Source organism: Streptomyces violens, from assembly GCF_000717745.1.
GTDB classification, from domain to species: Bacteria; Actinomycetota; Actinomycetes; order Streptomycetales; family Streptomycetaceae; genus Streptomyces; species Streptomyces violens.
Genome location: NZ_JOBH01000008.1, coordinates 146,099 through 166,540, shown reverse-complemented (window position 1 = coordinate 166,540; position 20,442 = coordinate 146,099). Strand labels below are relative to the sequence as shown.

The 20,442-nt window shown below is 73.1% G+C and carries 14 protein-coding genes; 8 read left to right on the top strand and 6 right to left on the bottom strand.

The annotated features are described in order from the left end of the window. The first annotated feature begins 10 nt into the window (after positions 1-10). Entirely contained in the window at positions 11-4,420 is a 4,410-nt protein-coding gene (locus tag IF04_RS0116910; protein WP_051831312.1) for a cation-translocating P-type ATPase, read from the top strand. Here IF04_RS0116910 and mdlC read toward each other — a convergent pair. Continuing rightward, positions 4,407-5,999 carry a benzoylformate decarboxylase gene (gene mdlC / locus IF04_RS0116905; RefSeq protein ID WP_030257488.1) on the bottom strand — a complete coding sequence of 531 codons (1,593 nt, stop codon included), beginning with the start codon at positions 5,997-5,999 and terminating at the stop codon, positions 4,407-4,409. The two genes, IF04_RS0116910 and mdlC, sit on opposite strands and share 14 nt — an antisense overlap. Before the next feature lie 148 nt (positions 6,000-6,147). On the opposite strand from mdlC, the gene IF04_RS0116900 reads away from it, so the two are divergent. Next, positions 6,148-7,518 (top strand): MFS transporter, encoded by a 1,371-nt coding sequence (locus IF04_RS0116900; RefSeq protein WP_051831311.1) that lies wholly within the window; start codon positions 6,148-6,150, stop codon positions 7,516-7,518. On the opposite strand, the gene IF04_RS0116895 is transcribed toward IF04_RS0116900, so the two are convergent. Then, positions 7,506-8,966, bottom strand: coding sequence for an aldehyde dehydrogenase family protein (locus IF04_RS0116895; RefSeq protein WP_030257481.1), 1,461 nt, complete (start codon positions 8,964-8,966; stop codon positions 7,506-7,508). The two genes, IF04_RS0116900 and IF04_RS0116895, sit on opposite strands and share 13 nt — an antisense overlap. 117 nt (positions 8,967-9,083) lie before the next feature. Between IF04_RS0116895 and IF04_RS0116890 the strand changes: the two genes are divergently transcribed. From IF04_RS0116890 to IF04_RS0116875, 4 genes are all read left to right on the top strand, one after another. Further along, positions 9,084-9,689: a flavodoxin family protein gene (locus tag IF04_RS0116890; protein WP_030257478.1), complete on the top strand. Its 606-nt coding sequence runs from the start codon at positions 9,084-9,086 to the stop codon at positions 9,687-9,689. A 43-nt stretch (positions 9,690-9,732) separates the two neighbouring features. After that, positions 9,733-10,893, top strand: coding sequence for a phosphate ABC transporter substrate-binding protein PstS (gene pstS / locus IF04_RS0116885; protein ID WP_037959700.1), 1,161 nt, complete (start codon positions 9,733-9,735; stop codon positions 10,891-10,893). Between the two features lie 421 nt (positions 10,894-11,314). After that, the gene (locus tag IF04_RS0116880) at positions 11,315-12,751 is read left to right on the top strand and encodes an APC family permease (protein WP_030257471.1); all 1,437 of its coding nucleotides are present in this window, start codon (positions 11,315-11,317) and stop codon (positions 12,749-12,751) included. Positions 12,752-12,848: 97 nt separating this feature from the next. Beyond that, entirely contained in the window at positions 12,849-13,760 is a 912-nt protein-coding gene (locus IF04_RS0116875; RefSeq protein ID WP_211259824.1) for an alpha/beta hydrolase fold domain-containing protein, read from the top strand. Positions 13,761-13,816: 56 nt separating this feature from the next. Here IF04_RS0116875 and IF04_RS0116870 read toward each other — a convergent pair whose 3' ends face one another. Then, the gene (locus IF04_RS0116870) at positions 13,817-14,938 is read right to left on the bottom strand and encodes an NADH:flavin oxidoreductase (protein ID WP_030257464.1); all 1,122 of its coding nucleotides are present in this window, start codon (positions 14,936-14,938) and stop codon (positions 13,817-13,819) included. Between the two features lie 178 nt (positions 14,939-15,116). Continuing rightward, the gene (locus IF04_RS0116865; protein WP_030257460.1) at positions 15,117-15,701 is read right to left on the bottom strand and encodes a nucleosidase; all 585 of its coding nucleotides are present in this window, start codon (positions 15,699-15,701) and stop codon (positions 15,117-15,119) included. Between the two features lie 122 nt (positions 15,702-15,823). Between IF04_RS0116865 and IF04_RS0116860 the strand changes: the two genes are divergently transcribed. Continuing rightward, positions 15,824-17,047: an ROK family transcriptional regulator gene (locus IF04_RS0116860; RefSeq protein ID WP_030257457.1), complete on the top strand. Its 1,224-nt coding sequence runs from the start codon at positions 15,824-15,826 to the stop codon at positions 17,045-17,047. Positions 17,048-17,075: 28 nt separating this feature from the next. Here IF04_RS0116860 and IF04_RS0116855 read toward each other — a convergent pair whose 3' ends face one another. Together IF04_RS0116855 and IF04_RS0116850 are read right to left on the bottom strand one after the other, a co-directional pair. Further along, positions 17,076-18,386, bottom strand: coding sequence for a DUF1479 domain-containing protein (locus IF04_RS0116855; RefSeq protein WP_030257453.1), 1,311 nt, complete (start codon positions 18,384-18,386; stop codon positions 17,076-17,078). Between the two features lie 79 nt (positions 18,387-18,465). Beyond that, positions 18,466-19,026 carry a helix-turn-helix domain-containing protein gene (locus tag IF04_RS0116850; protein ID WP_030257449.1) on the bottom strand — a complete coding sequence of 187 codons (561 nt, stop codon included), beginning with the start codon at positions 19,024-19,026 and terminating at the stop codon, positions 18,466-18,468. Between the two features lie 137 nt (positions 19,027-19,163). Here IF04_RS0116850 and IF04_RS0116845 point away from each other — a divergent pair, with 137 nt between their 5' ends. Continuing rightward, positions 19,164-20,414, top strand: coding sequence for a benzoate/H(+) symporter BenE family transporter (locus tag IF04_RS0116845; RefSeq protein ID WP_030257446.1), 1,251 nt, complete (start codon positions 19,164-19,166; stop codon positions 20,412-20,414). Positions 20,415-20,442: the final 28 nt, after the last annotated feature.

The window sequence follows — 20,442 nt, the reverse complement described above, 5'->3', positions numbered from 1 at the left end:
GTGGCGGACGGTGAATGTTCCGGGGATCGGCATCGTGCACACGGTGGCGCGGACCGCGGTGAGCGCACTTGGCTCGCAGGCGCGGCCACGTACACGCATCATCGGCGAACAGGCGCACATCGCGGTGCGCGGACTGCGGGACGCCGAGGAGGCGACGGCAGCAACGGTGACCGCAGCCATCGAGCGGCGGCTCGCTGAACTGCCCGCCGTACGGTGGGCGGCGGTCAACGCCGTGCTCGGGCACGCGGTGGTCGTCCTGGAGGGCTCCCCGGAGCTCGTCGAAACGGCGCAGGCGCTGACCGAAGCGGTCGAGGCGGTGGAGGAGGAGCACGGGCTGACCGGCCCGCTGCCCGAACACCCCCTCACGCCCAGCGACATCCGGCGCGCCGCGCTCTCCCTCGCCCTGCAGGCGGCGGCCGTCCCGGTCGCCACCGCCGTCCGGCTCTCCCGGCGCACCCCGCTGCCGGTCGCCCTCTCCGCGCTGGTCACCATCGTCGACACCCAGCCGGCGCTGCGCCGCAGGGCGACGGCCGTGCTGGGCGCCGCCAACGTGGACGTGGCGCTCGCCGGCCTGAGCGCGCTCGCCCAGGCCGGCGCCGGCGGCCTGACCGGGCTCGGCGTGGACACCGTCCGGCACACCCTGCGGCTGGCCGAGACCGTCGCCCACCGCGACGCCTGGGAAGCCGCGGCGCCGCGCGTCACCGAGAGCGAGGAGCACGCCCGCGCCGCCGCGGTGCCCGGCACGCCGCGCGAGGTGCCGCTGCGGGAGGGCCCGGTCGAGCGGTACGCGCGCCGGGCCGGGTGGGTGGCCGGTACCGTCTTCGCGGGCACCTTCGCGGTCACCCGCAGGCCGGCGCCCGCGGCGAGCGCGGCCCTGGCCACCGTGCCCAAACCGCCCTGGGCGGCCCGCGAGGCGTTCGCCGCCATCCTGGGCCGCGGCCTGTCCCTGCGCGGCACTCTCGTCGCCGACCACGGCGCGCTGCGCCGGCTGGACCGCGTCGGCACCGTCGTACTGGACACCGATGCCCTGCTGACCGGCGGTCACCTTCTGGCCGACCTGGCCCCGCTGGACCCGGAGCGCTCCACCGGCGACCTCGCCGCGACCGCGTACCGGCTCTTCGACGGGCGGCACCCCACGGCGTCGCACGAGGAGGACGGCTGGTCGCTGGCGCCGCTGGGGGAGCCGGGGAGCGGTGAGGAGGCGGACGCGGCGGCCCGGCTGCGCGGCGCCGGCGCGCAGCACGTACTGGCGCTGACCCACGAGGGGCGTTCCCGCGCGCTGGCCGCCGTGGTGCCCGAGCTGCACGAGGCCGCCGAAGGGCTGGTCACCGCGGGCCGCCGGTCCGGGCTCACCGTCCTGGCGGCGGGCGCACACGCGGACCACGTCGCCCTCTCCGACGCGCACGGCACGGTGCCCGGCGGCGACCGGCTCGCCGCCGCCGTCCGCGACGCGCAACGCGACGGCAGGGGCGTGCTGCTGATCTCCCGGGACCGGGCCGCGCTCGCCGCCGCCGACGTCGGCGCGGGCGTCACCGGCCGGGACGGCGTACTCCCCTGGGGCGCCGATCTGTACCTGGGCGCCGATCTCGCGCAGGCGGCGGTGCTGGTCGCGGCGTGCGGCGCCGCCCGGCCCGCCTCGCAGCGCGGCGTACGGCTGGCCCAGGCGGCGGCCGTGGTCGGTGCGGTGGCGACGCTGGCGGGCCGCCGCAGGCGCGGGATGGCCGCGCGCAGCCTGCTCGCCGTCAACGTGGCCGCCACGCTGGGCATGGTGCAGGGCGTGTGGGCGGCCGCGCAGGCGCTGCGCACCAGCGGCGCCCCGATCGCGGCCCGGCAGCCCTGGCACGCCATGACCCCGGAAACGGTGCTGGACCTGACCGATGGCTCCGAGGACGGCCTGAGTACCCGTCAGGCCCGCAGCCGCACCAGGACGGCGGGAGAGGGAGTCCAACAGCCCTCGCTGGTCCGGGCGGTCGCCACCGAGACCGCCAACCCGCTCACCCCGGTGCTCCTCGGCGGCGCCGCGCTGTCGGCCGGCGTCGGCGCGCTGCTCGACGCGTACATCATCATCGGCGTCACCCTGCTCTCCGGCTGCATCGGCGGCGTCCAGCGGTACTTGGCCGACCGCGCCGTGGCCGATCTGCACCGCCGCTCGGCCGTCATGGCCCACGCGCTGCGCGACGGCGAGGAGCGCCAGCTCCCCTCCGAAGAGCTCGTCGCGGGTGACGTGGTAGCGCTGGCCGCCGGCGACGTCGTACCGGCCGACTGCCGGCTGCTCACCGCCCGCGGCCTGGAGGCGGACGAGTCGGCGCTGACCGGCGAGTCGCTGCCGGTGGCCAAGGACATCGCGCCCGTGCTCGCCTCGGACGTGGCCGACCGTACGTCCATGGCGTACGAGGGGACCACCGTGGCGGCCGGCCGGGCGCGCGCCGTGGTCGTCGCGACCGGCGCCGCCACCGAAGCGGGCCGTGGCGCGCAGGCCGGGCGGGGCGCGGCGGCCGCGGTCGGCGTGGAGCGCCGCCTCGCGCAGATCACCCGCATCACGCTGCCGGTGGCGCTCGGCGCGGCCGCCACCCTGATGACCGTCGGCCTGCTGCGCGGCCGCCCCGCCCGGGAGACGGTCGGCGCGGGCGTCGGCCTCGCGGTGGCCAGCGTCCCCGAAGGGCTGCCCTTCCTGGTCTCGGCCGCCCAACTCGCCGCGGCGCGGCGGCTGTCGGCGCAGGGCGTACTCGTCCGCGACCCCCGCACCATCGAGGCGGTCGGCCGCACGGACGTGCTCTGCTTCGACAAGACCGGCACCCTCACCCACGGGCAGATGGCCCTCACCGCCGTGTCGGCGGCCGGCCGCAGCCTCGCGCTGGAACGCCTGGGCTCCGAGCATCAGGACGTACTGGCGGCCGGGCTGCGCGCCACACCCCGGCGGCGCCGCAAGCAGGCGTTCGCCCATGTCACCGACAGCGCGGTGGTCACCGGTGCCGAGGAGGCGGGAGTACATCGCACCGGCTCGGCCCCCGGCTGGAAGCGCACCGCACTCCTGCCGTTCGAGCCGAGCCGCGGCTTCCACGCGGCGGTGGGCCGCAGCGGCAAGGAGTGGGTGCTGTCGGTGAAGGGCGCGCCCGAAGAAGTGATCCAGCGGTGTACGAGCCGGGCGGGGCACAAGCTGGAGCGCGCCGACCTCGACGAGATCCTGGCCGAGGGCGAAAAGCTGGCCGCCGAGGGACACCGCGTCCTCGCGGTCGCCGAGCGTCGCACCCGCAAGGACCCGACCGTGGAGGGCAAGCTCACCGACGAAGCCGTCGGCAAGCTCGGCTTCCTCGGCTTCCTCGCCTTCTCCGACCAGGTGCGCGGCACCGCCGCGGGCTCCGTGCAGGAGCTCGCCGACGCCGGCGTGCACATCGTCATGATCACCGGTGACCATCCGCAGACCGCCGAGTCCATCGCCAAGGAACTCGGCGTCATCGACGGCCGCCGCGTCATCACCGGCGCGGAACTGGACGGGATGGACGACGCGGCACTGGACAGGGCGCTGCCGAACGTCGGCGTCGTCGCCCGCAGCACGCCGGTGCACAAGGTACGCGTCGTCCAGGCCTTCCAGCGGCTGGGCCGTACGGTCGCCATGACCGGCGACGGCGCCAACGACGCGCCCGCCATCCGGATCGCCGACGTCGGCATCGCGCTCGGCGGCCGGGGCACCCCGGCGGCGCGCGCGGCCGCCGACCTGGTGGTCACCGACGACCGGCTGGAGACCATCCTCGCCGTGCTCATCGAGGGCCGCGCCATGTGGGCCTCGGTGCGCGAGGCGCTCGCCATGCTGGTCGGCGGCAACCTCGGCGAGATCGCCTTCACCGTCCTCGGCGCCACCGTCTCCGGCACCTCGCCCCTGACGGCCCGTCAACTCCTGCTGGTCAACCTCTTCACCGACCTGCTCCCGGCCATCGCCCTCGCCGTCCGCCGGCCGCACCCCGAAGCCGCCGACCGGCTGCTCCGCGAGGGCCCGGAGGCGTCACTGGGTACCGCGCTGACCGACGAGACCGCGCAGCGGGCGCTCGCCACGGCGGCCGGCGCCGCCGCCGGCTGGCTCGCGGCGCGCCTCACCGGCCGCCCGGCCCGCGCCCGTACGGTCGCGCTCGCCGCGCTGGTCGCCACTCAGCTCGGCCAGACGCTGCTGATCGGCGGCCGGGACCGGTCCGTCGTGGCCTCCGCCGTCGGCTCGATGGCGGCCCTCGCGGCCGTCGTCCAGACCCCGGGCCTCAGCCACTTCTTCGGCTGCACCCCGCTCGGGCCGGTCGCCTGGACGATCGCCCTGGGCGCGGCCGGCGCGGCGACGGCGGGCTCGCCCTTCCTCCCGCCGCTGATCACCCGCATGGAGGCGCTGGCGACTCGGAAGAAGGGAGGGGAAGTGGTCCCGGCTACGGCTCCGTGAGTTCGGTCGCCACCTCGATGACGGCGGGCCGGCCGCTGCCGAGCGCGTCCTTCAGGGCGCGCACGAAGTCCTCGCCGGTCCGCACGGCGCTCGCCGGGACCCCGTAACCCCCGGCGAGCTGGACGAAGTCGATGCCGGGCACGTCCATGCCCGGCGTCTCCCCGGAGTCCAGCACCTTGGAGAACCAGCGCAGCGCGCCGTACGTACCGTTGTTGAGGATCACGATGATCACCGGAATGCCGTACCGGGCGGCCGTCCACAGCGCCGTGATGCCGTAGTTCGCCGACCCGTCGCCGATCAGCCCGATCACCTGCCGCTCGGTGTGCGCCAGTTGCGCGCCGACGGCGGCGGGCAGGCCGAAGCCCAGTCCGCCGGAGGCCGGGAAGAAGTAACTGCCCGGCAGCGACAGGCCCATCTGCTCCCAGAACGCGCCGGTCGTGGAGGTGGACTCCTTCACGTACACCGTGTCCTGGGGCGCGGTCCTGCGCAGCAGCGCGAACAGCTCCTCCGGATGCAGCCGGTCGCCGGACGCCGCAGCGGGCGGGGTGCGGAAGTCCGGCAGCGGTGGCAGCGCCGGGCGCCGCCCGCCGGTCACCGCGTCCGCCACTCGCGCCAGCGCGTCCCGCACCCCGCCGACCAGCGCCTCGCCCATCGGCGCCCGCGCGGCCTCGCCCGGGTCGCTGGTGAGGTGGATCAGCCGCGCGCCCTCGGGCAGATACGCACCGGGCACGAACTGGTGGTACCGGAACACCGGAGCCCCGGCGACCAGGATCACGTCGTGCCCGGCCAGCGCGTCACTCACGCCCCGCACGGCGGCGGGCAGTACACCCCGAAAGGCGGGGTGCCGGGTCGGGAACGGGCAGCGGGACGCCGAGGGCGCGATCCACACCGGCGCGCTCAGCTTCTCCACCAGCCGTACGGCATCGGCATTGGCCTCTTCGGCGTCGACCTCGGGGCCCAGGACCAGCACCGGGTTCTCGGCCGCGTCCAGGGCCGCGACGAGGTCGTCGAGCTGCGCCCCGCTCAGCGAACCGGCCGCGGCTGTCCGACGCACCGTCAGATGCCGGACACTCTCCGGCGCTTCCTGCGCCCAGTCGTCGTACGGCACCGAGACGTACACCGGCCCCCTGGCGGGCAGGTTGGCCAGATGGATCGCCTGACTGAGCGCACGCGGCACGTCCGCCGCGCAGGCCGGCTCGCACGCCCACTTGACCAGCGGCTTCGGCAGCGAGGGCGCGTCCACGTTCGCCAGCATGACTTCCTGGCCGACCGTCGAGCGCACCTGCTGGCCCGCGGTGATCACCAACGGGCTGCGTGCGTACACGGAGTTGGCGAGCATGCCCATCGCATTGCCGGTGCCGGCAGCCGCGTGCAGATTCACGAACGCGGCGCCGCCGCGTGCCTGCGCGTACCCGTCGGCCATCGCCAGCACCGCCCCCTCGTGCAGCCCGAGGACGTAACGGAAGTCCGTCGGCAGCCCGGCGAGGAACGGCAGCTCGTTCGAGCCCGGGTTGCCGAAGACGGTCGTCAGGCCGTGCGCCCGGAGCAGCTCGTACGTCGCGTCCCGCACGGTTCCCATCGGTTCTTCCCTTCCCGCGCTCCACCCATTGACAGCCGCCGAGTGCGGCCCGACACTCATGCCACTCGCTCGGTGAATAGGATTTCACTAGGCGAACAATGAAACAAGAGCCGATGTGCCGACCGCCGCACAGATCCCAGGGACACCCATGACTTCCTCCGGCACGACCGGGCCGGGCCGCCCGGCCGCCGACCGCCCACGCCACACCTTCCGCACGGTCTTCCCGGTCCTGGCCCTGTGCTGGCTGGCCGTCTTCTTCGACGGCATGGACGTCAACATCTACGGCGCCGTCATGCCGCACATGCTCGACGACCCCGGCCTCGGCCTCACCCCCGCGAGCGCGGGCTCGATCGGCAGCTGGACCGCCTTCGGCATGTTCTTCGGCGCGCTCGCCGCCGGCAACGTCACCGACTGGCTCGGCCGCCGCTCCACCCTCGTCGCCAGCGTCGTGCTCTTCTCCCTCGGCTCCGGGGTCTGTGCCCTGGCCGGCGATCCGACGCTCTTCGGCGCCGGCCGGTTCCTCGCCGGCATCGGCCTCGGCGGCCTGACCCCGCTGGCCCTCGCCATGGTGCTGGAGTTCGCGCCGCCCGGCCGGGCCGCGCTCACCACCGGCCTGCTGATGTCCTCGTACCACGCGGGCGGCATGGCGGCGACCGGCATCGGGCTCGGCCTGGCGCCCGCCGCGGGCTGGCGCGCCGTGTTCTGGGCGGGCGTGCTGCCCGCCCTGATCGCCGTACCGCTGCTCCTGAAGTACCTGCCCGAGTCGCCCGGCGTGCTCCTCGCGCGCGGCGACCGCGCCCGCGCCGACGCCGTCGCCGACCGGTACGGCCTGCCGCGGCCCACCCCCGTCCAGGCTCCGGCCGCCGGCGCCAAGGGCCGGCTCGCCGCCGTCCGCGCCCTCTTCAGCGCCGAGTCCCGCTGGGCCACCCTCCTGCTCTGGCTGGCCTCCTTCTGCGGCCTGGTGCTGGTGTACGGCGTGTCCACCTGGCTGCCGCAGATGATGCGCGCCTCCGGCTACGGCCTCAGCTCCTCGGTGACCTTCCTGATGGTCATCAACGCGGGCGGGATCGTCGGCATGTTCGTCGCGGGCCGCGCCGCCGACCGCTTCGGCTCAGTGAAGATCTCCGCGCTCTGGTTCGCCCTCACCGCGGCCGGCGCGCTGCTCCTCAAGTCGCACCTGCCGCTCGGCGTCACCTATGCCGTCATCGCCGTCACCGGCGTCGTACTCTTCAGCGCCCAGGTCATGGTCTACGCCGTCACCGGCACCGTCTACCGCGACAGCGAACGCGCCGCGGGGCTCGGCATGGTCACCGGCGTCGGCCGGATGGGCGCGGCCTTCGGCCCCTGGCTGATCGGCGTCCTCGCCGCCACCGGCAGTCAGAGCATGGGCTTCACCGCCTTCGCCCTGGCCGGCCTCCTCGGCGCCGCCGCCATCGCCCTCGTCCCCCTGGCGCGCCGCACGGGCGCGCCGGGGACGACGGAACGTCATACGGCGGCGCGGGCGCCTCAGAACGGGTAGTGCGCCTGCTGTGTCGCGACCGTCAGCCAGCGGGTGCTGGAGAACGCCTCGATGCCCCAGCGGCCGCCGAACCGCCCGTAACCGGAGTCCTTGATGCCGCCGAACGGCGCCTGCGGCTCGTCGCCGACGGACTGGTCGTTGACGTGCACGATTCCGGTACGGATGCGGCGCGCGACGGCCAGCCCGTGCGTGGCGTTCTCGGTGAGGACGCCACAGGTCAGGCCGTTCTCCGTGTCATTGGCCAGGGCGACGGCCGCCTCGTCGTCGGCGAACGTCTCGAGCACGCAGACCGGCCCGAACGCCTCGCCGTAGTACAGCTCCGCGTCCTTGGTGACGCCGGTCAGCACGGTCGCCGGGTGTACCGCGCCCTCCGGCGCGCCGCCCCCGGTCAGTACCGTGGCGCCCTTGTCCACCGCGTCCTTCACCAGCGCCGCGACGCGCTCTGCGGCCGCCGCACTGACCAGCGGCCCGACGACGGTCTGCGGTTCGCGCGGGTCACCGGACGGCAGCGCCGCGACCTTCGCCGTGAACTTCCGCGTGAACTCCTCCGCCAGACTCTCGTGCACCAGGATCCGGTCGCCCGACATGCAGATCTGACCCGCGTTCATGAACACGCCGAAGGTGACCGCGTCGACCGCGTAGTCCACGTCCGCGTCGTCCAGCACGAGGATCGCGTTCTTGCCGCCCAGCTCCAGTACGGCGGGCTTGAGGTGCTTCGCCGCGTGGGTGCCGATGATCCGGCCGACGCCGGTCGAGCCGGTGAAGTTGACGGCCCGTACGCGTGCGTCGGCGATCAGCGTCTCGGCGACGGCGGCCGCGTCCTCGGGGGCGTTGGTGACCACGTTCAGTACGCCGTCCGGGAGCCCCGCCTCGCGCAGCACGTCGGCGACGAACAGCCCGCAGGCCAGCGGCGCGTCCTCGCTCGGCTTGACCACGACGGTGTTGCCCGCGGCGAGCGGCGCGGCGACGGCACGCACGCCGAGGATCAGCGGCGCGTTCCACGGCGCGAACGCCCCGACCACACCCAGCGGTTCGCGTATCGCCATGCCCAGCGCGCCGCTCTCCTGCGTGCTGAGCACCTCGCCGCGCGGCGCGGTGATGGCGGCGGCCGCCTCGCGCAGCACGTTCGCGGCGAGCGCGACGTTGAAGTGCGCCCACGGTGCCGTACCGCCGACCTCGTGCGCCATCAGCTCGACGGCCTGCTCGCCCTTGGCATCGAGCAGGTCGGCGGCCTTGAGGAAGATGGCCCGGCGGGCGAACGGGGCGAGCGCGGCCCACGCGGGGAAGGCCGCGTCCGCGGCGTCCACGGCCCGCGTGATGTCCTCGGGCCCGCCGGCGGCGACGGTCGCGTACACCTCACCGGTGAAGGGGCTGATGTCCTCGGTGGTACGTCCGGAGGCGGCGGGCACGTCCTTGCCGCCGATGAAGAGTTCGCGCGTGGTGGCCATGGGGTCAATGATGCCAGGGGCCCTCGGGGGAGCCGTGGGGGAGCTGTGGGGGTGCCGTGCGGGTGAAGCCCCCGCCGTTCCCCGCGGACCCGCGCCACGCCCGGGTACAGAAGTCCCATGCGCGCCCTCGTGATCAACTGCACCCTCAAACCCTCCCCGCAGCCGTCGAACACCGAAGCCCTCGCCGGCGTCGTCATCAAGGCCCTGGACACCCACGGCGTCACCGCGCAGACCGTCCGGGCCGTCGACCTGAACCTCCTCCCGGGCGTGCAGACCGATATGGGCGAGGGCGACGACTGGCCCGCGGTGCACGAGAAGCTCCTGAGCGCCGAGATCCTGGTCATCGCCTCACCCACCTGGCTGGGCAGGCCGTCCTCCGTGGCGCAGCGCGTACTGGAGCGCATGGACGCGATGCTGAGCGAGACCGACGACCAGGGCCGCCCGGTCGCCTTCAACCGCGTGGCCGGCGTCGTCGTCACCGGCAACGAGGACGGCGCGCACCACGTCATCAGCGAGCTCAACGGCGCCCTGGTCGACATCGGCTACACGATCCCCGGCCAGAGCTGGACGTACTGGCACCTCGGCCCCGGACCGGGCCCCGACTACCTCGACGAGGACCGCGGTCACGACTGGTCCGCCTCCACCGCCCGCGCCATGGCCTCCCAACTGGCGCACACGGCCCGCGCCCTCGCCGCGCACCCCCTGCCGGCACCCCCGTCCTGACCCCGTGACTTTTGATCCCCCGAAGCTCAAGGAGTAGTCGACCGTGACATCACAGCGTCCCCGGGGCCCGCGCGCCCTGGCCACCGCCCTGGCGGCACTTTCGGGCGTACTGGCCCTCGCGTCCTGCGGCTCGGACGATTCCCCGGAGTCCGGCGGATCGCCCAGCGCGACGTCCGCGTCCGCTTCCGGCTCCGGTACCGCGGCCCCGGGCGGCGCGGTGAAGTGCGGCAAGGCGGCCACGCTGCAGGCCTCCGGCTCGACCGCGCAGCAGAACGCCATGCGGTTCTGGATCAGGAACTACCAGAAGGCCTGCGACGGCACCCGGATCCAGTACGAGGGGTCCGGCTCCGGCGCCGGTCAGAAGGACTTCCTGGCGGGCCGTACCGCCTTCGCCGGTTCCGACTCCGCGCTGAAGAAATCGCAGCGGGACGGGGCAGAGAAGGCGTGTACGGACGGCGGCCGCGCCGTGCACCTGCCGATGCTCGGCGGCCCGATCGCCGTCGCCTACAACCTGTCGGGCGTCGAGAAGCTGGTACTGGACGCCCCCACCCTCGCCCGGATCTTCGACGGCAAGATCACCAAGTGGAACGATCCGGCGATCAGGAAGCTGAACCCCAAGGCCGACCTGCCCGCGACCGTCATCAAGGCGGTCCACCGCTCCGACGACTCCGGCACGACCGACAACTTCACCGCGTATCTGCACGCTGCCACCCCGAGCGCCTGGCCGCACCCGCACGACCAGAAGTGGCGCGGCAAGGGCGGTGACTCCGCCACCGGTTCCTCCGGGCTGGCCACCAAGGTGAAGCAGACCGAGGGCGCCATCGGCTACGTCGAACTCGCCCACGCGATCGGCAAGACCCTCCCCACGGCCTCGATCGACACCGGCGCCGCGGCCCCGGTCGACCCCACCGTCGTCAACGCCTCGAAGGCACTGGCCGGCGCGAAGATCGCCGGCTCGGACGGCGACCTGGTCCTCGACCTCGACTACCAGCCCAAGGCGTCCGGCGCGTACCCGATCGGCATGGTCACGTACGAGATCGTCTGCGACAAGGGCAACAAGCCGAAGACCTGGCCCGCCACCAAGTCGTTCCTGCTCTACGCCGCCGGGATGCAGGGCCAGCAGGATCTCTCCTTCCAGGGCTACGCCACCCTCCCCGCCAAGGTCATGGACAAGGTGCGCAACAAGCTCGACAGCATCTCCTGACCTGCGAAATTCTTCGGCACGGCCACTCTTCGGTTCTCGTGGCCCGCAGTCGGCAGTCGCACACTCCCTGGCCAGAGCCGTCACAGGCCTGCGCATGCCAGGCGTGGTCGCTCCATTCATCTCCCTTTCCAAGGTCCTACCGCGGCCGCAGCATCGACGACTGAAGACCGCCCCTTGTGTCGATGCTGCGGAAAACGGCATAGGTGTCCCTGCCAGGCAACGAATTCCGCACCCATACACGCCTTGACGCTCCGGATCTCGTCGGGCTTCTATATGCGCCGGGAGCAGATCAAGCTCACCGGCCGCCCCGCCATCGGACGGGCGACACCCGCCGGTCAGCTCGCAAGCACGACCCAGCCGTCTACGGAGGCGATAACGCTCCCGCCATCACGTGCCACATCCAGTCGATCGGAACCGCTCCATGACCGACATCCTCAGCCAGCCACCCACCGGTGACCGCACCGCGGTGACCACCGACGCCGCCGACGCCCCGGGCCAGGACGGCCCGAAGACGCTGAAGCGCTCGATCGGCGTCGTCGGCGGCACCCTGCTGACCCTGTCCTGCGTCACGCCCGCCTCCACGCTCTTCGTGGTGGTGCCCGACCTCTTCGCCGACCTGGGGACCTTCACCGCCCTGACCATCGCGATCGGTTCCGTCCTCTGCATCGCGGTGGCGTTCTGCTACTCGGAGCTGGGCACCCTGATCCCGAGCGCCGGCGGCGAGTACGCCATGGTGTCGACGCTGACCGGGCGGCTGGCCGGCTGGCTGGTGTTCGTCCTCTCCCTGTTGGTTGTCATGATCGTGCCGCCTGTGATCGCCATGGGCACCGCGGACTACCTCGCCCCCGTGGTCCAGATACCGGCCCCGATCGCCGGCGCCGCGGTGATGCTCCTGGCCACCCTCGCCGGCCTGCTGGACCTGCGCGCCAACGCCTGGATCACCGGCATCTTCCTGGTCCTCGAGGTCGTCGCCGCGGGCGTCGTCGCGGTACTGGGTTTCGCGCACGCCGAGCGCGGCGGCTCCGCCCTGCTGCACGGCACCGTCGCCGGCCCCACCGGCGCCCCCGGACCGGTCACCGCGCTGCTCATCGTCTCGGGCCTGGCCATCGCCCTCTTCGTCACCCAGGGCTTCTCCACCGCGGTCTACCTCTCCGAGGAGCTGGAGAACCCGCGCCGCAACGTCGCCCGTACCGTGCTGGCCACGCTGGCGATCTCCGCCGCCGTCATCCTCGTCCCGGTCATCGCGATCACCCTCGGCGCCCCCAGCATCGAAGCGCTGACCTCGGGCGACCTCAGCACCATGGTCACCGCGTGGAGCAATTCAGCGGTCGGCACCTTCGTCAGCCTCTGTGTCGCCCTGGCCATCATCAACGCCGGAATTGTCATGGTCATCCAGAATTCCCGCGTGCTGTTCGCCTCCGCCCGCGACAAGGCGTGGCCCCGGCCGGTCAACGAGGGGCTGTCCCGCCTCGGCCGCTTCGGTTCCCCGTGGGTGGCGACCCTGGTCGTCGGTCTCCCCGGCGCGGCCCTGTGCTTCGTCAACCTCGACACGCTCTACGGCGTGACCGGCGTCTCCGTCAGCGGCATGTACCTGCTCGTCGCCATCGCGGCGCTGGCGGCCCGGCGCGGCGCCCACAAGAACACGGCCGCCTGGCGGATGCCGCTGTGGCCCGCGGTTCCGCTGCTGCTGATCGTGGTCCTCGTGTACATCCTCAGCCAGCAGGAGATGCAGTACCTGCTGTGGACCGGCGGCATCATGGCCGCGGCGACGCTGTACTGGGCCCTGTACCTCCGCCCCCGCCAGGACACCCACTGGCTGGTGACCCTCCCGGAGGACACCCGCCTCCCGGAGGCCTGACGGCCGTCGCCGCCTCCCTCCGTTTTCGATCGTGACTGCGTGGAACGCGTCTGGGTGTACTGCAGTCGTGGACGAGGGAGGTGGCGCCGTGCCCAGCTTGAGCAGCCGAGTCCTGTTGCTCGTCGCATCGGCGCTGGGGCACCGGATGGGATACCGCGACCTGGACGAGGTGCGGCGGAAGGTCGAGCGGCAGCAGCGGCGGCCCGCCGCGTTCGGGCCGCCCAAGCGGCTGGACCGGCACTGCCGGGTGACCGCGCACTTCCGCCACGGGTGGCCCTGTTACGAGGTCGCCCCGCGGGACGGCGACGCACAGGTCCAGGTCCTGTACCTCCATGGCGGTGCCTATATCGAGGAGATCGGCGACAACCACTGGAACCTGATCGAGAAGCTGGCGACCAGTGGGGCGGCACGCGTGGTCGTACCGGTCCACCCGCTGGCGCCGCGCGGTACGGCCTCCACCGTCGTCCCCGACCTCACCGCACTTGCGGGCCGGCTCACCGCGGACGGCACGCTCCCCACGGTGTTCATGGGCGACTCGGCCGGCGGCGGACTGTCCGTGACGCTGGCGCAGCGGCTGCGGGACACCGGCGGCACCTCGCCGGATCAACTGGTCCTGATATCGCCCTGGTTGGACCTCGTCCTGGACAACTCCGGCATCGCCGGTCTGCAGTCGCACGACCCCATGCTGGGGGTGGCGGCACTGCGCTACTGCGGCTCGCTGTGGGCCGGCGAGCTGGACCTCGCCCACCCCTGGGTGAGCCCGGTGCGCGGCAGCCTCGCCGGTCTGCCGCGTACGACGGTGTTCGCCGGCACCCGTGACATCCTCACCGCCGACGCCCGCCGCTTCCGCGACCTGGCGACGGCCGAGGGCGTCGACGTCGACTTCAACGAGGCGCCCGGCCAGATCCACGTCTACCCGCTGTGGCCCACCCCCGAGGGCCATCAGGCATGCCGCCATCTGCTCGCCTCGCTGCCCGCCCCCGCTTCCGCACCGCTCGCCGAGCAGTGAGAAGGCGGGGCGGGTGGGGGAGGACGCTCAGCCAGCTGGCCAGCTGGCCAGCCGGCTCAGCTCAGCGTGCGCAGCATCGAGGCGTCGAACGGTACGAGCTCGCCGGTGCGGCCCTCGAAGATCTTCGCGGCCCACTCCGGGTCGCCGAGCAGCGCCCGGCCCACGGCGACCAGGTCGAACTCGTCGCGCTCCATCCGGTCCAGCAGCCGGTCGATGCCGGCGACACCGGCCTGCTTGCCCTGGAACGCCTGGATGAACTCGTTGTCGAGGCCGACGGAGCCGACGGTGATGGTCGGGAGCCCGGAGAGCTTCTTGACCCAGCCGGCGAGGTTCAGGTCCGAGTCCTCGAACTCCGGCAGCCAGTAGCGGCGCGTCGAGGCGTGGAAGGAGCTCACGCCCGCGGCGGTGAGCGGCGCCACGATCGCGTCCAGCTCCTCCGGGGTGTCGGCGAGCCGGGCCTCGTAATTGCCCATCTTCCACTGGGACATCCGGAAGAGGATCGGGAAGTCGGGGGAGACCGCCGCGCGGCAGGCCGCCGCGATCTCGGCGGCGAAGCGGGTACGGGCCACGGGGTCGCCGCCGTACGCGTCGGTGCGCCGGTTGGTGCCCGACCACAGGAACTGGTCGATGAGGTAACCGTGCGCGCCGTGCAGCTCGATGCCGTCGAAGCCGATGCGCTCGGCCGCGCGGGCCGCTTCGGCGAACGCCGCGATGACGTCGTCGAGGTCCTGCTGCGTCATGGCGTGCCCGGACGGCGTGCCGTCGAGGGCGAGGCCGGACGGGCCGGACGGCGGGGCGTCCGGGAAGGGCGGCGCGCCCGCTTCCCGGGCCATGCCCACGTGCCAGAGCTGCGGCATGATCGTGCCGCCCGCGGCGTGCACCGCCTCGACGACCTTCTGCCAGCCGCCGAGCGCGTCCTCGCCGTGGAAGCGGGGAACGGCACCGCTGGTACCGGCCGCCGGATGATCGACGTACGTACCCTCGGTGATGATCAGGCCGACGCCACCGGCGGCGCGGCGCGCGTAGTACTCCGCGACATCGGCGCCCGGGACGCCGCCCGGCGAGAACTCGCGGGTCATCGGCGCCATGGCGATCCGGTTCGGCACGGTCAGCCCGCCCAGGGAGAAGGGGCGGGAGAGCACCTGGGCCGCGCGGGCGGCGGGGTCGCTGGATGTCACGGGTGGTTCTCCTCAAGTCGGCATGCGAGGGGAGAACGCCGCCGGGAGGCGGACGTTCCGCTGTTCGCAACGCCCGCCACCAGCATGGTCATCCGTATTTCACTGTCGTCTACGCCACAGTGTGCTGTGTACACCTATAGGGCAGGTGCCCACGTATATAGGGCAGGTGCCCACGTACTCAGGCGCCGACAGCGATGTGCTCCGCCGCCCAGGCGGCGAGCTCGCGGCCGCACTCGGCCACCGACTCCTGCCACGTCCTGGCCGCGTCGTCCCCCGCCTCGTCGCTGACGTGCTTGACGAGGCGCACCGGCACACCGGCCTGCTGCGCGGCGGCCGCAACCGCGTACCCCTCCATGTCCACCAGCGCGGCATGCGCCGCCAGCCGGTCGCGGGCGGCGTCGTCGGCTATGAAGGAGTCGCCGGTCGCCAGCACCGGCCCGCCCTCGTCCGCCAGGTCCAGCGGCGCGCCGTACGTCTCGCCCGTCAGCGCGGCCAGCATCGCGCTGTCCAGGTCGTGCTGGATCACCGAGCCGATCACATGCGTACCCCGCCAGCCCGGGCGCAGCGCGCCCGCGGTGCCCAGGTTGACTATGCCGGAGGGGCGGGGGCCGCGCGCCAGTACGGTGGCGAGCGCGGTCGCCGCGTTGACCTTGCCGATGCCCGTCAGCAGGACCGGGAAGTCGGCGCCGAGGAACTGCGCCTCCTCCTTGACGGCGACCACGAGCAGCGGCCGGTCGGCAGTGATCTCTCCCATGAGTTCCATGCCGTCACGCTAACCTCACACGTTTCGGCGCCGGCCGGCGGGTCAGCGTGGGCGACAGGACGGCGCTGACCAGCGCGCCGGCGATAAGGTGACAGCCGCATCGACGGCGGACGAGGGGTGGAATGGACATCCGCAGAGGGCTCGGCGGACCCGGCCGCGCGGCGCTGCCGAGCATGACGCTGCTGCGTGAACTGACCGACCAGATCGTGCTGGACACGGTGTTCGAGCAGGCGCCCATCACCCGCGCCGAGGTCGCCCAGGTGACCGGCATCTCCAAGACGACCGTCTCCGAGGCGGTGCGCCGCCTGGAGGGCGCGGGCCTGCTGCTGCCGGCCGGCGCCCAGACGGGCCGGCAGGGCCGGGTGGGTACGTACTACAGGGTGGCGGCCGGCGCCGGCTTCGTCCTCGCGGCCTCGCTGGACTCCACCGAAGTACGGCTGACGGCCGCCGACCTGTTCGGCAAGCCCTTCCACGAAGCCTCGGCGCCGCCCGCCGGTTCGGGCAAGCCCGCTGACGCGGCCGGACAACTGCGCGCGATGGTGCGCGACGCGATCGCCGGCAGCCGGGGCGCGCGCGGCCCCCTCCTCGCGGTGGGCCTGTCCGTGGCGAACCCGGTCGACCCCGGCACCTCTGCGGTGATCCCGCTGCCCGAGACGCCGCACCCCGCCGGCCTCTTCCAGCCCCGGGAGGCGCTGGCCGGCGTGACCGACGCGCCGCTGCTGGTGGAGAACGACGTCAACCTCGCCGCGCTCGCCGAGCGGTGGCACGGCGCGACGGGGGAGGCCGGCAGCTGCGCGTACGTCCACATCGGCGCCGGGATGGGCATGGGCCTGGTGATCGGGGACGAACTGGTGCGCGGCGCCCGGGGGTTGGCCGGCGAGATCGGTTACCTCGGCGGCAGCCACGGCCGGGCGGGCGGCCGGCACGGCTTCGCCCGAGCGGTGGCCGAGGGCTTTGCCACGGGCGCGGAAACCGGTGGTGGAACGGGCGGTGCGGCGGCCGATCTCCGAGGCCCGGCCGCCGTCGAAGCCGCGCGCACGATCCTGGACCGGGCCGCCGAGGGCGACGCCGAGGCCCAGGCGGTGGTGGCACGCGAAGGCCGCACCATCGGTGAGGCCGTCGCCGCCGTCTGCGCGGTCGTCGACCCCGAACTCGTCCTCCTCGGCGGCCCCATCGGCGCCCACCCCGCACTGCTCGAACCGGTCCGCGCCACCGTCGACGCGCTCGCGCCGCTGGCCCCGCGCGTGGAGACCGGGACGCTGGGCGAGAACGCCGCCCTCCGCGGCGCCCTCGCCCTCGCCGTACGCCGCGGCCGTACGGACCTGTGGGCGCGAGCAAACAACTGATCGGCCCTGTATAAGGTTTGACGCCCTGTCAGTCGTCGAGGCCTTCGAGACCGAGCCCGCGGCGGCCCGCCTCATTGAGCTGATCGACGGTGAAGCGGCCGGTCCACCCGCGTTCGTAGTGCTCCTCGGGGAAGTCGGCGGGGCTGGAGCCGGTGACGAAGGCGTCCCGCACGCTCGCCGCGTACTCCTCGTTGCGCGGACACCAGGGCGCCGCGGGGATGTACATGACGTTGCCCCAGCCCTGCTGGTCAGTGACGGGCGCGACACTGTGGATCATGTCGCAGTGCCACCAGACGGAATCGCCGGCCCGCACGTCGGGGATGCCGGTGAGCGCCTCCATCAGCAGCGGATGCCACTTCTCGCTCGCGGGGAAGACCTGATTGGTGGTGACCCCGCACATGTCGTCCTCGGGCACGTCCGGCAGCAGCGGACGCAGCATCAGATAGGCCATCGCCTCCGGAATGGGCACGGTGTGCAGAACGCCCTGGTCGTGGTCCATGTCCGACAGAGCGGTCCAGCCCTGGAACGTACGGAAGGCGGAGCACATCGTGGAGCCGGGGTACTGCGGCCCCGAAGTGCGGTGCGCCGCGTCCCAGGGGTCGTACTCCTCGACGCTGCCGTCGAACAGGTGCCGGAAGGCACGCTGGTACGCCTCGGTCATCCACAGATCGAGCGTCCCCGGGTCGCAGTGCGCGCCCAGCCCGCCGGAGTCGGTGCCCGGCGGACGGCGCCGGATGCGGTCGGGGTACAGGGCGTCGCGGTCCGGCTCGAACCACCGCACGCCGTCGGACTCGTGCTTCCAGAGGGAGTTGAGGAAGGTCCGGACGCGGGCCATCCGGTCGCTCTGCCGGGCCTGCATCTGGGCGTTCGACCAGTAGATCGGGTAGATCTCGGGCTTGGAGCCGACGCTGCCGAAGAAGTCGTCGCCGGGGCCGCGGTAGGTCTCGAAGAACTGATTGCGCTCGACGTAATCGACGATGTCCGCGTCCCAGGCGAGGGCCTGCTCGCGATCGAAGTGGCCGCGTACGACCAGGCAGCCGCGCCGCTTGAGCTTGTCGAGCCGGGCGGCGGTCACGGTGCCGTTCGCGATGTCGGCGTACTCGATGACCGGCCACACGCCCTCGCCGCGTTCCTTGTCGGCCTTGATCTCGGCCACCCGGGCGGCGACCCGGCGCTCCACGACGGCGAAGACCTCCGCGACGCTGCGCCCGGAGGCTTCGATGCGGGCGCGCAGGGCCGGTTTGATCCGGCGGATCGCCGCGGACAGGTCCTCGGGGACGGTCTCCCAGTGGGGCAGCGCGGGAAGCTCCTGCTTCCGACCGGACGTGGTGGTCGCCACGCTGAACTCCTTTGGTCAGGGCTCCTTACTAAACACGGGCAACGTAGACCCCGGGAAGGGTTTTAGGCAACCGTCCTGACTAGAGCCCGGAGTGCGCCCCGCCCTGCGGATACCGCACGAAGAGAATCCCGTGCACGTCCTCGCCGTGCGGTGCGCTGTAGACGTGCGGGGCGTCGGCGCGCCAGTGGGCGTACTCGCCCGGGCCCGCCGTCCGGAGTTCCGCCGGGTCGCCCACCACGGCCGTGCCCGCCAGCACCATCAGGCTCTCCGAGGTGTCCGCGATGTGTGCGGCGGATTCCTGGACGCTGCCCGCGGCGATGCGGATGCGGAAGATGTCGGTGACGGCCGGCGGCTCCTCGAAGCGCTCGATGAGGACCGCGGTGACGGCGCTGCCCGAGACCCCTTCGGCCCGCGCCTCGAAATCGTGCCGCGGATGATCGCTGAGTACGGCGCTGAGCGGACTGTTGAGCGCGGTGGTCAGCGCGTACAGCGTCTCCAGTGTGGGGTTGCGCTGTCCGCACTCCAGCTCCGAGAGCGTCCCCTTGCCCACGCCGGAGCGCCGGGCCAGTTCGGACAGGGACAGGCGTTGCTGCTGGCGAAGCTCCCGAAGCCGGCGCCCCACCTCGTCGTTCAGGCCCATGCCGCGCGCGTCCGTTCCCGTCTTCGGAAGGTCATTGACGAGCGACCAGCCTACTCCGTACTGTTCCGCAAACAGAACGTTCCATAAACAGAACAACCCCCCTCCCTCTCGGCAGCCCGAACCCTGGAAATGAACGCATGTCCCTGATGGCTCGAATACGCGCCGCCGCCCCGCCCTCCGCGGTCGTCGCCGGACTGATCGCGGTGACCGTGGGCGTCACCAGCTCGGCCGCCCTCGTCTTCACCGCCGCCAAGGCGGCCGGTGCCGACTCCCGCGAGATCTCCTCCTGGATGCTCGCCTTCGGCGTGGCCATAGCCTGCACCTGCATCGGCCTGTCCGTGCGCTACCGGGCGCCCATCGTGACGGCCTGGTCGACGCCGGGCGCGGCCCTTCTGGCCACGAGCCTGAGCGGGGTGTCGATGGCTCAGGCCGTGGGCGCCTTCCTGTTCTCCGCGCTGCTCATCCTCGCCAGCGGGGTGACGGGCTGGTTCGCCCGCGCGATGAACCGCATCCCCGTCACCATGGCGGCCGCGCTGCTCGCGGGGGTCCTGCTCCAGTTCGGTACCGGCCTGTTCACCACCATGCACAGCAGCTTCGCCGTGGCCTTCCCGATGTTCGTGGCCTACCTGCTCGGCCGCCGGCTGCTGCCCCGCTACGCCGTACTGCTCGCCCTCGCCGCCGGCATCGTCGCCACGGTGTTCACCGGCGGCTGGCACGCGGAGCGGGTGCGGCTCTCCGTGGCCACGCCCGTGTTCGTCACCCCGGAGTTCGACTGGAAGGTCCTGATCAGCGTCGGCCTCCCGCTGTTCGTGGTCACCATGGCCTCCCAGAACCTCCCCGGCGTCGCGGTACTCCGGGGCGCGGGCTACGACGTACCGGTCTCGCCCCTGATGACCTGGACCGGCGCCGCGAACCTGCTGCTGGCGCCGTTCGGCGCGTACGGCCTCAACCTCGCGGCGATCACCGCGGCCATCTGTACCAGCGAGGAGGCCCACCCCGACCGCCGCAAACGCTATGTCGCCGCCGTCTGGTCCGGCATCTTCTACCTGTGCGTCGGCGTCCTCGGCGCGACGGTGGCGTCCCTGCTCGACGCCATGCCGCACGCCCTCGTCCTCGGCATCGCCGGCATCGGCCTGCTCGCCACCGTCACCAGCTCGCTGGCCACCGCACTGTCCGACACCGCGTCCCGCGAAGCGGCCGTGGTCACCTTCCTCGCCACGGCCTCCGGCGTGACCCTCCTCGGCATCGGCTCGGCCTTCTGGGGCCTGCTGGCAGGCGTCCTCACCAGCGTGATCCTCTCGGCGGGGCGCAAGCGGCAAGAGCCGGACGCCCCCGCACCCGACGCCACCTCCACCACCCGCCGGCCCGAGCTCAGCACCCGTACCTGATCACTCGGCCGGTACCGCGGCCGCCAGG

Coding starts and splice junctions, on each gene's coding strand:
- IF04_RS0116900 (WP_051831311.1), top strand. CDS start 6,148: ATGACTTCCTCCGGCACGACCGGGCCGGGCCGCCCGGCCGCCGACCGC.
- IF04_RS0116850 (WP_030257449.1), bottom strand. CDS start 19,026: ATGGGCCTGAACGACGAGGTGGGGCGCCGGCTTCGGGAGCTTCGCCAG.
- mdlC (WP_030257488.1), bottom strand. CDS start 5,999: ATGGGAACCGTGCGGGACGCGACGTACGAGCTGCTCCGGGCGCACGGC.
- IF04_RS0116880 (WP_030257471.1), top strand. CDS start 11,315: ATGACCGACATCCTCAGCCAGCCACCCACCGGTGACCGCACCGCGGTG.
- IF04_RS0116845 (WP_030257446.1), top strand. CDS start 19,164: ATGTCCCTGATGGCTCGAATACGCGCCGCCGCCCCGCCCTCCGCGGTC.
- IF04_RS0116865 (WP_030257460.1), bottom strand. CDS start 15,701: ATGGAACTCATGGGAGAGATCACTGCCGACCGGCCGCTGCTCGTGGTC.
- IF04_RS0116860 (WP_030257457.1), top strand. CDS start 15,824: ATGGACATCCGCAGAGGGCTCGGCGGACCCGGCCGCGCGGCGCTGCCG.
- IF04_RS0116895 (WP_030257481.1), bottom strand. CDS start 8,966: ATGGCCACCACGCGCGAACTCTTCATCGGCGGCAAGGACGTGCCCGCC.
- IF04_RS0116890 (WP_030257478.1), top strand. CDS start 9,084: ATGCGCGCCCTCGTGATCAACTGCACCCTCAAACCCTCCCCGCAGCCG.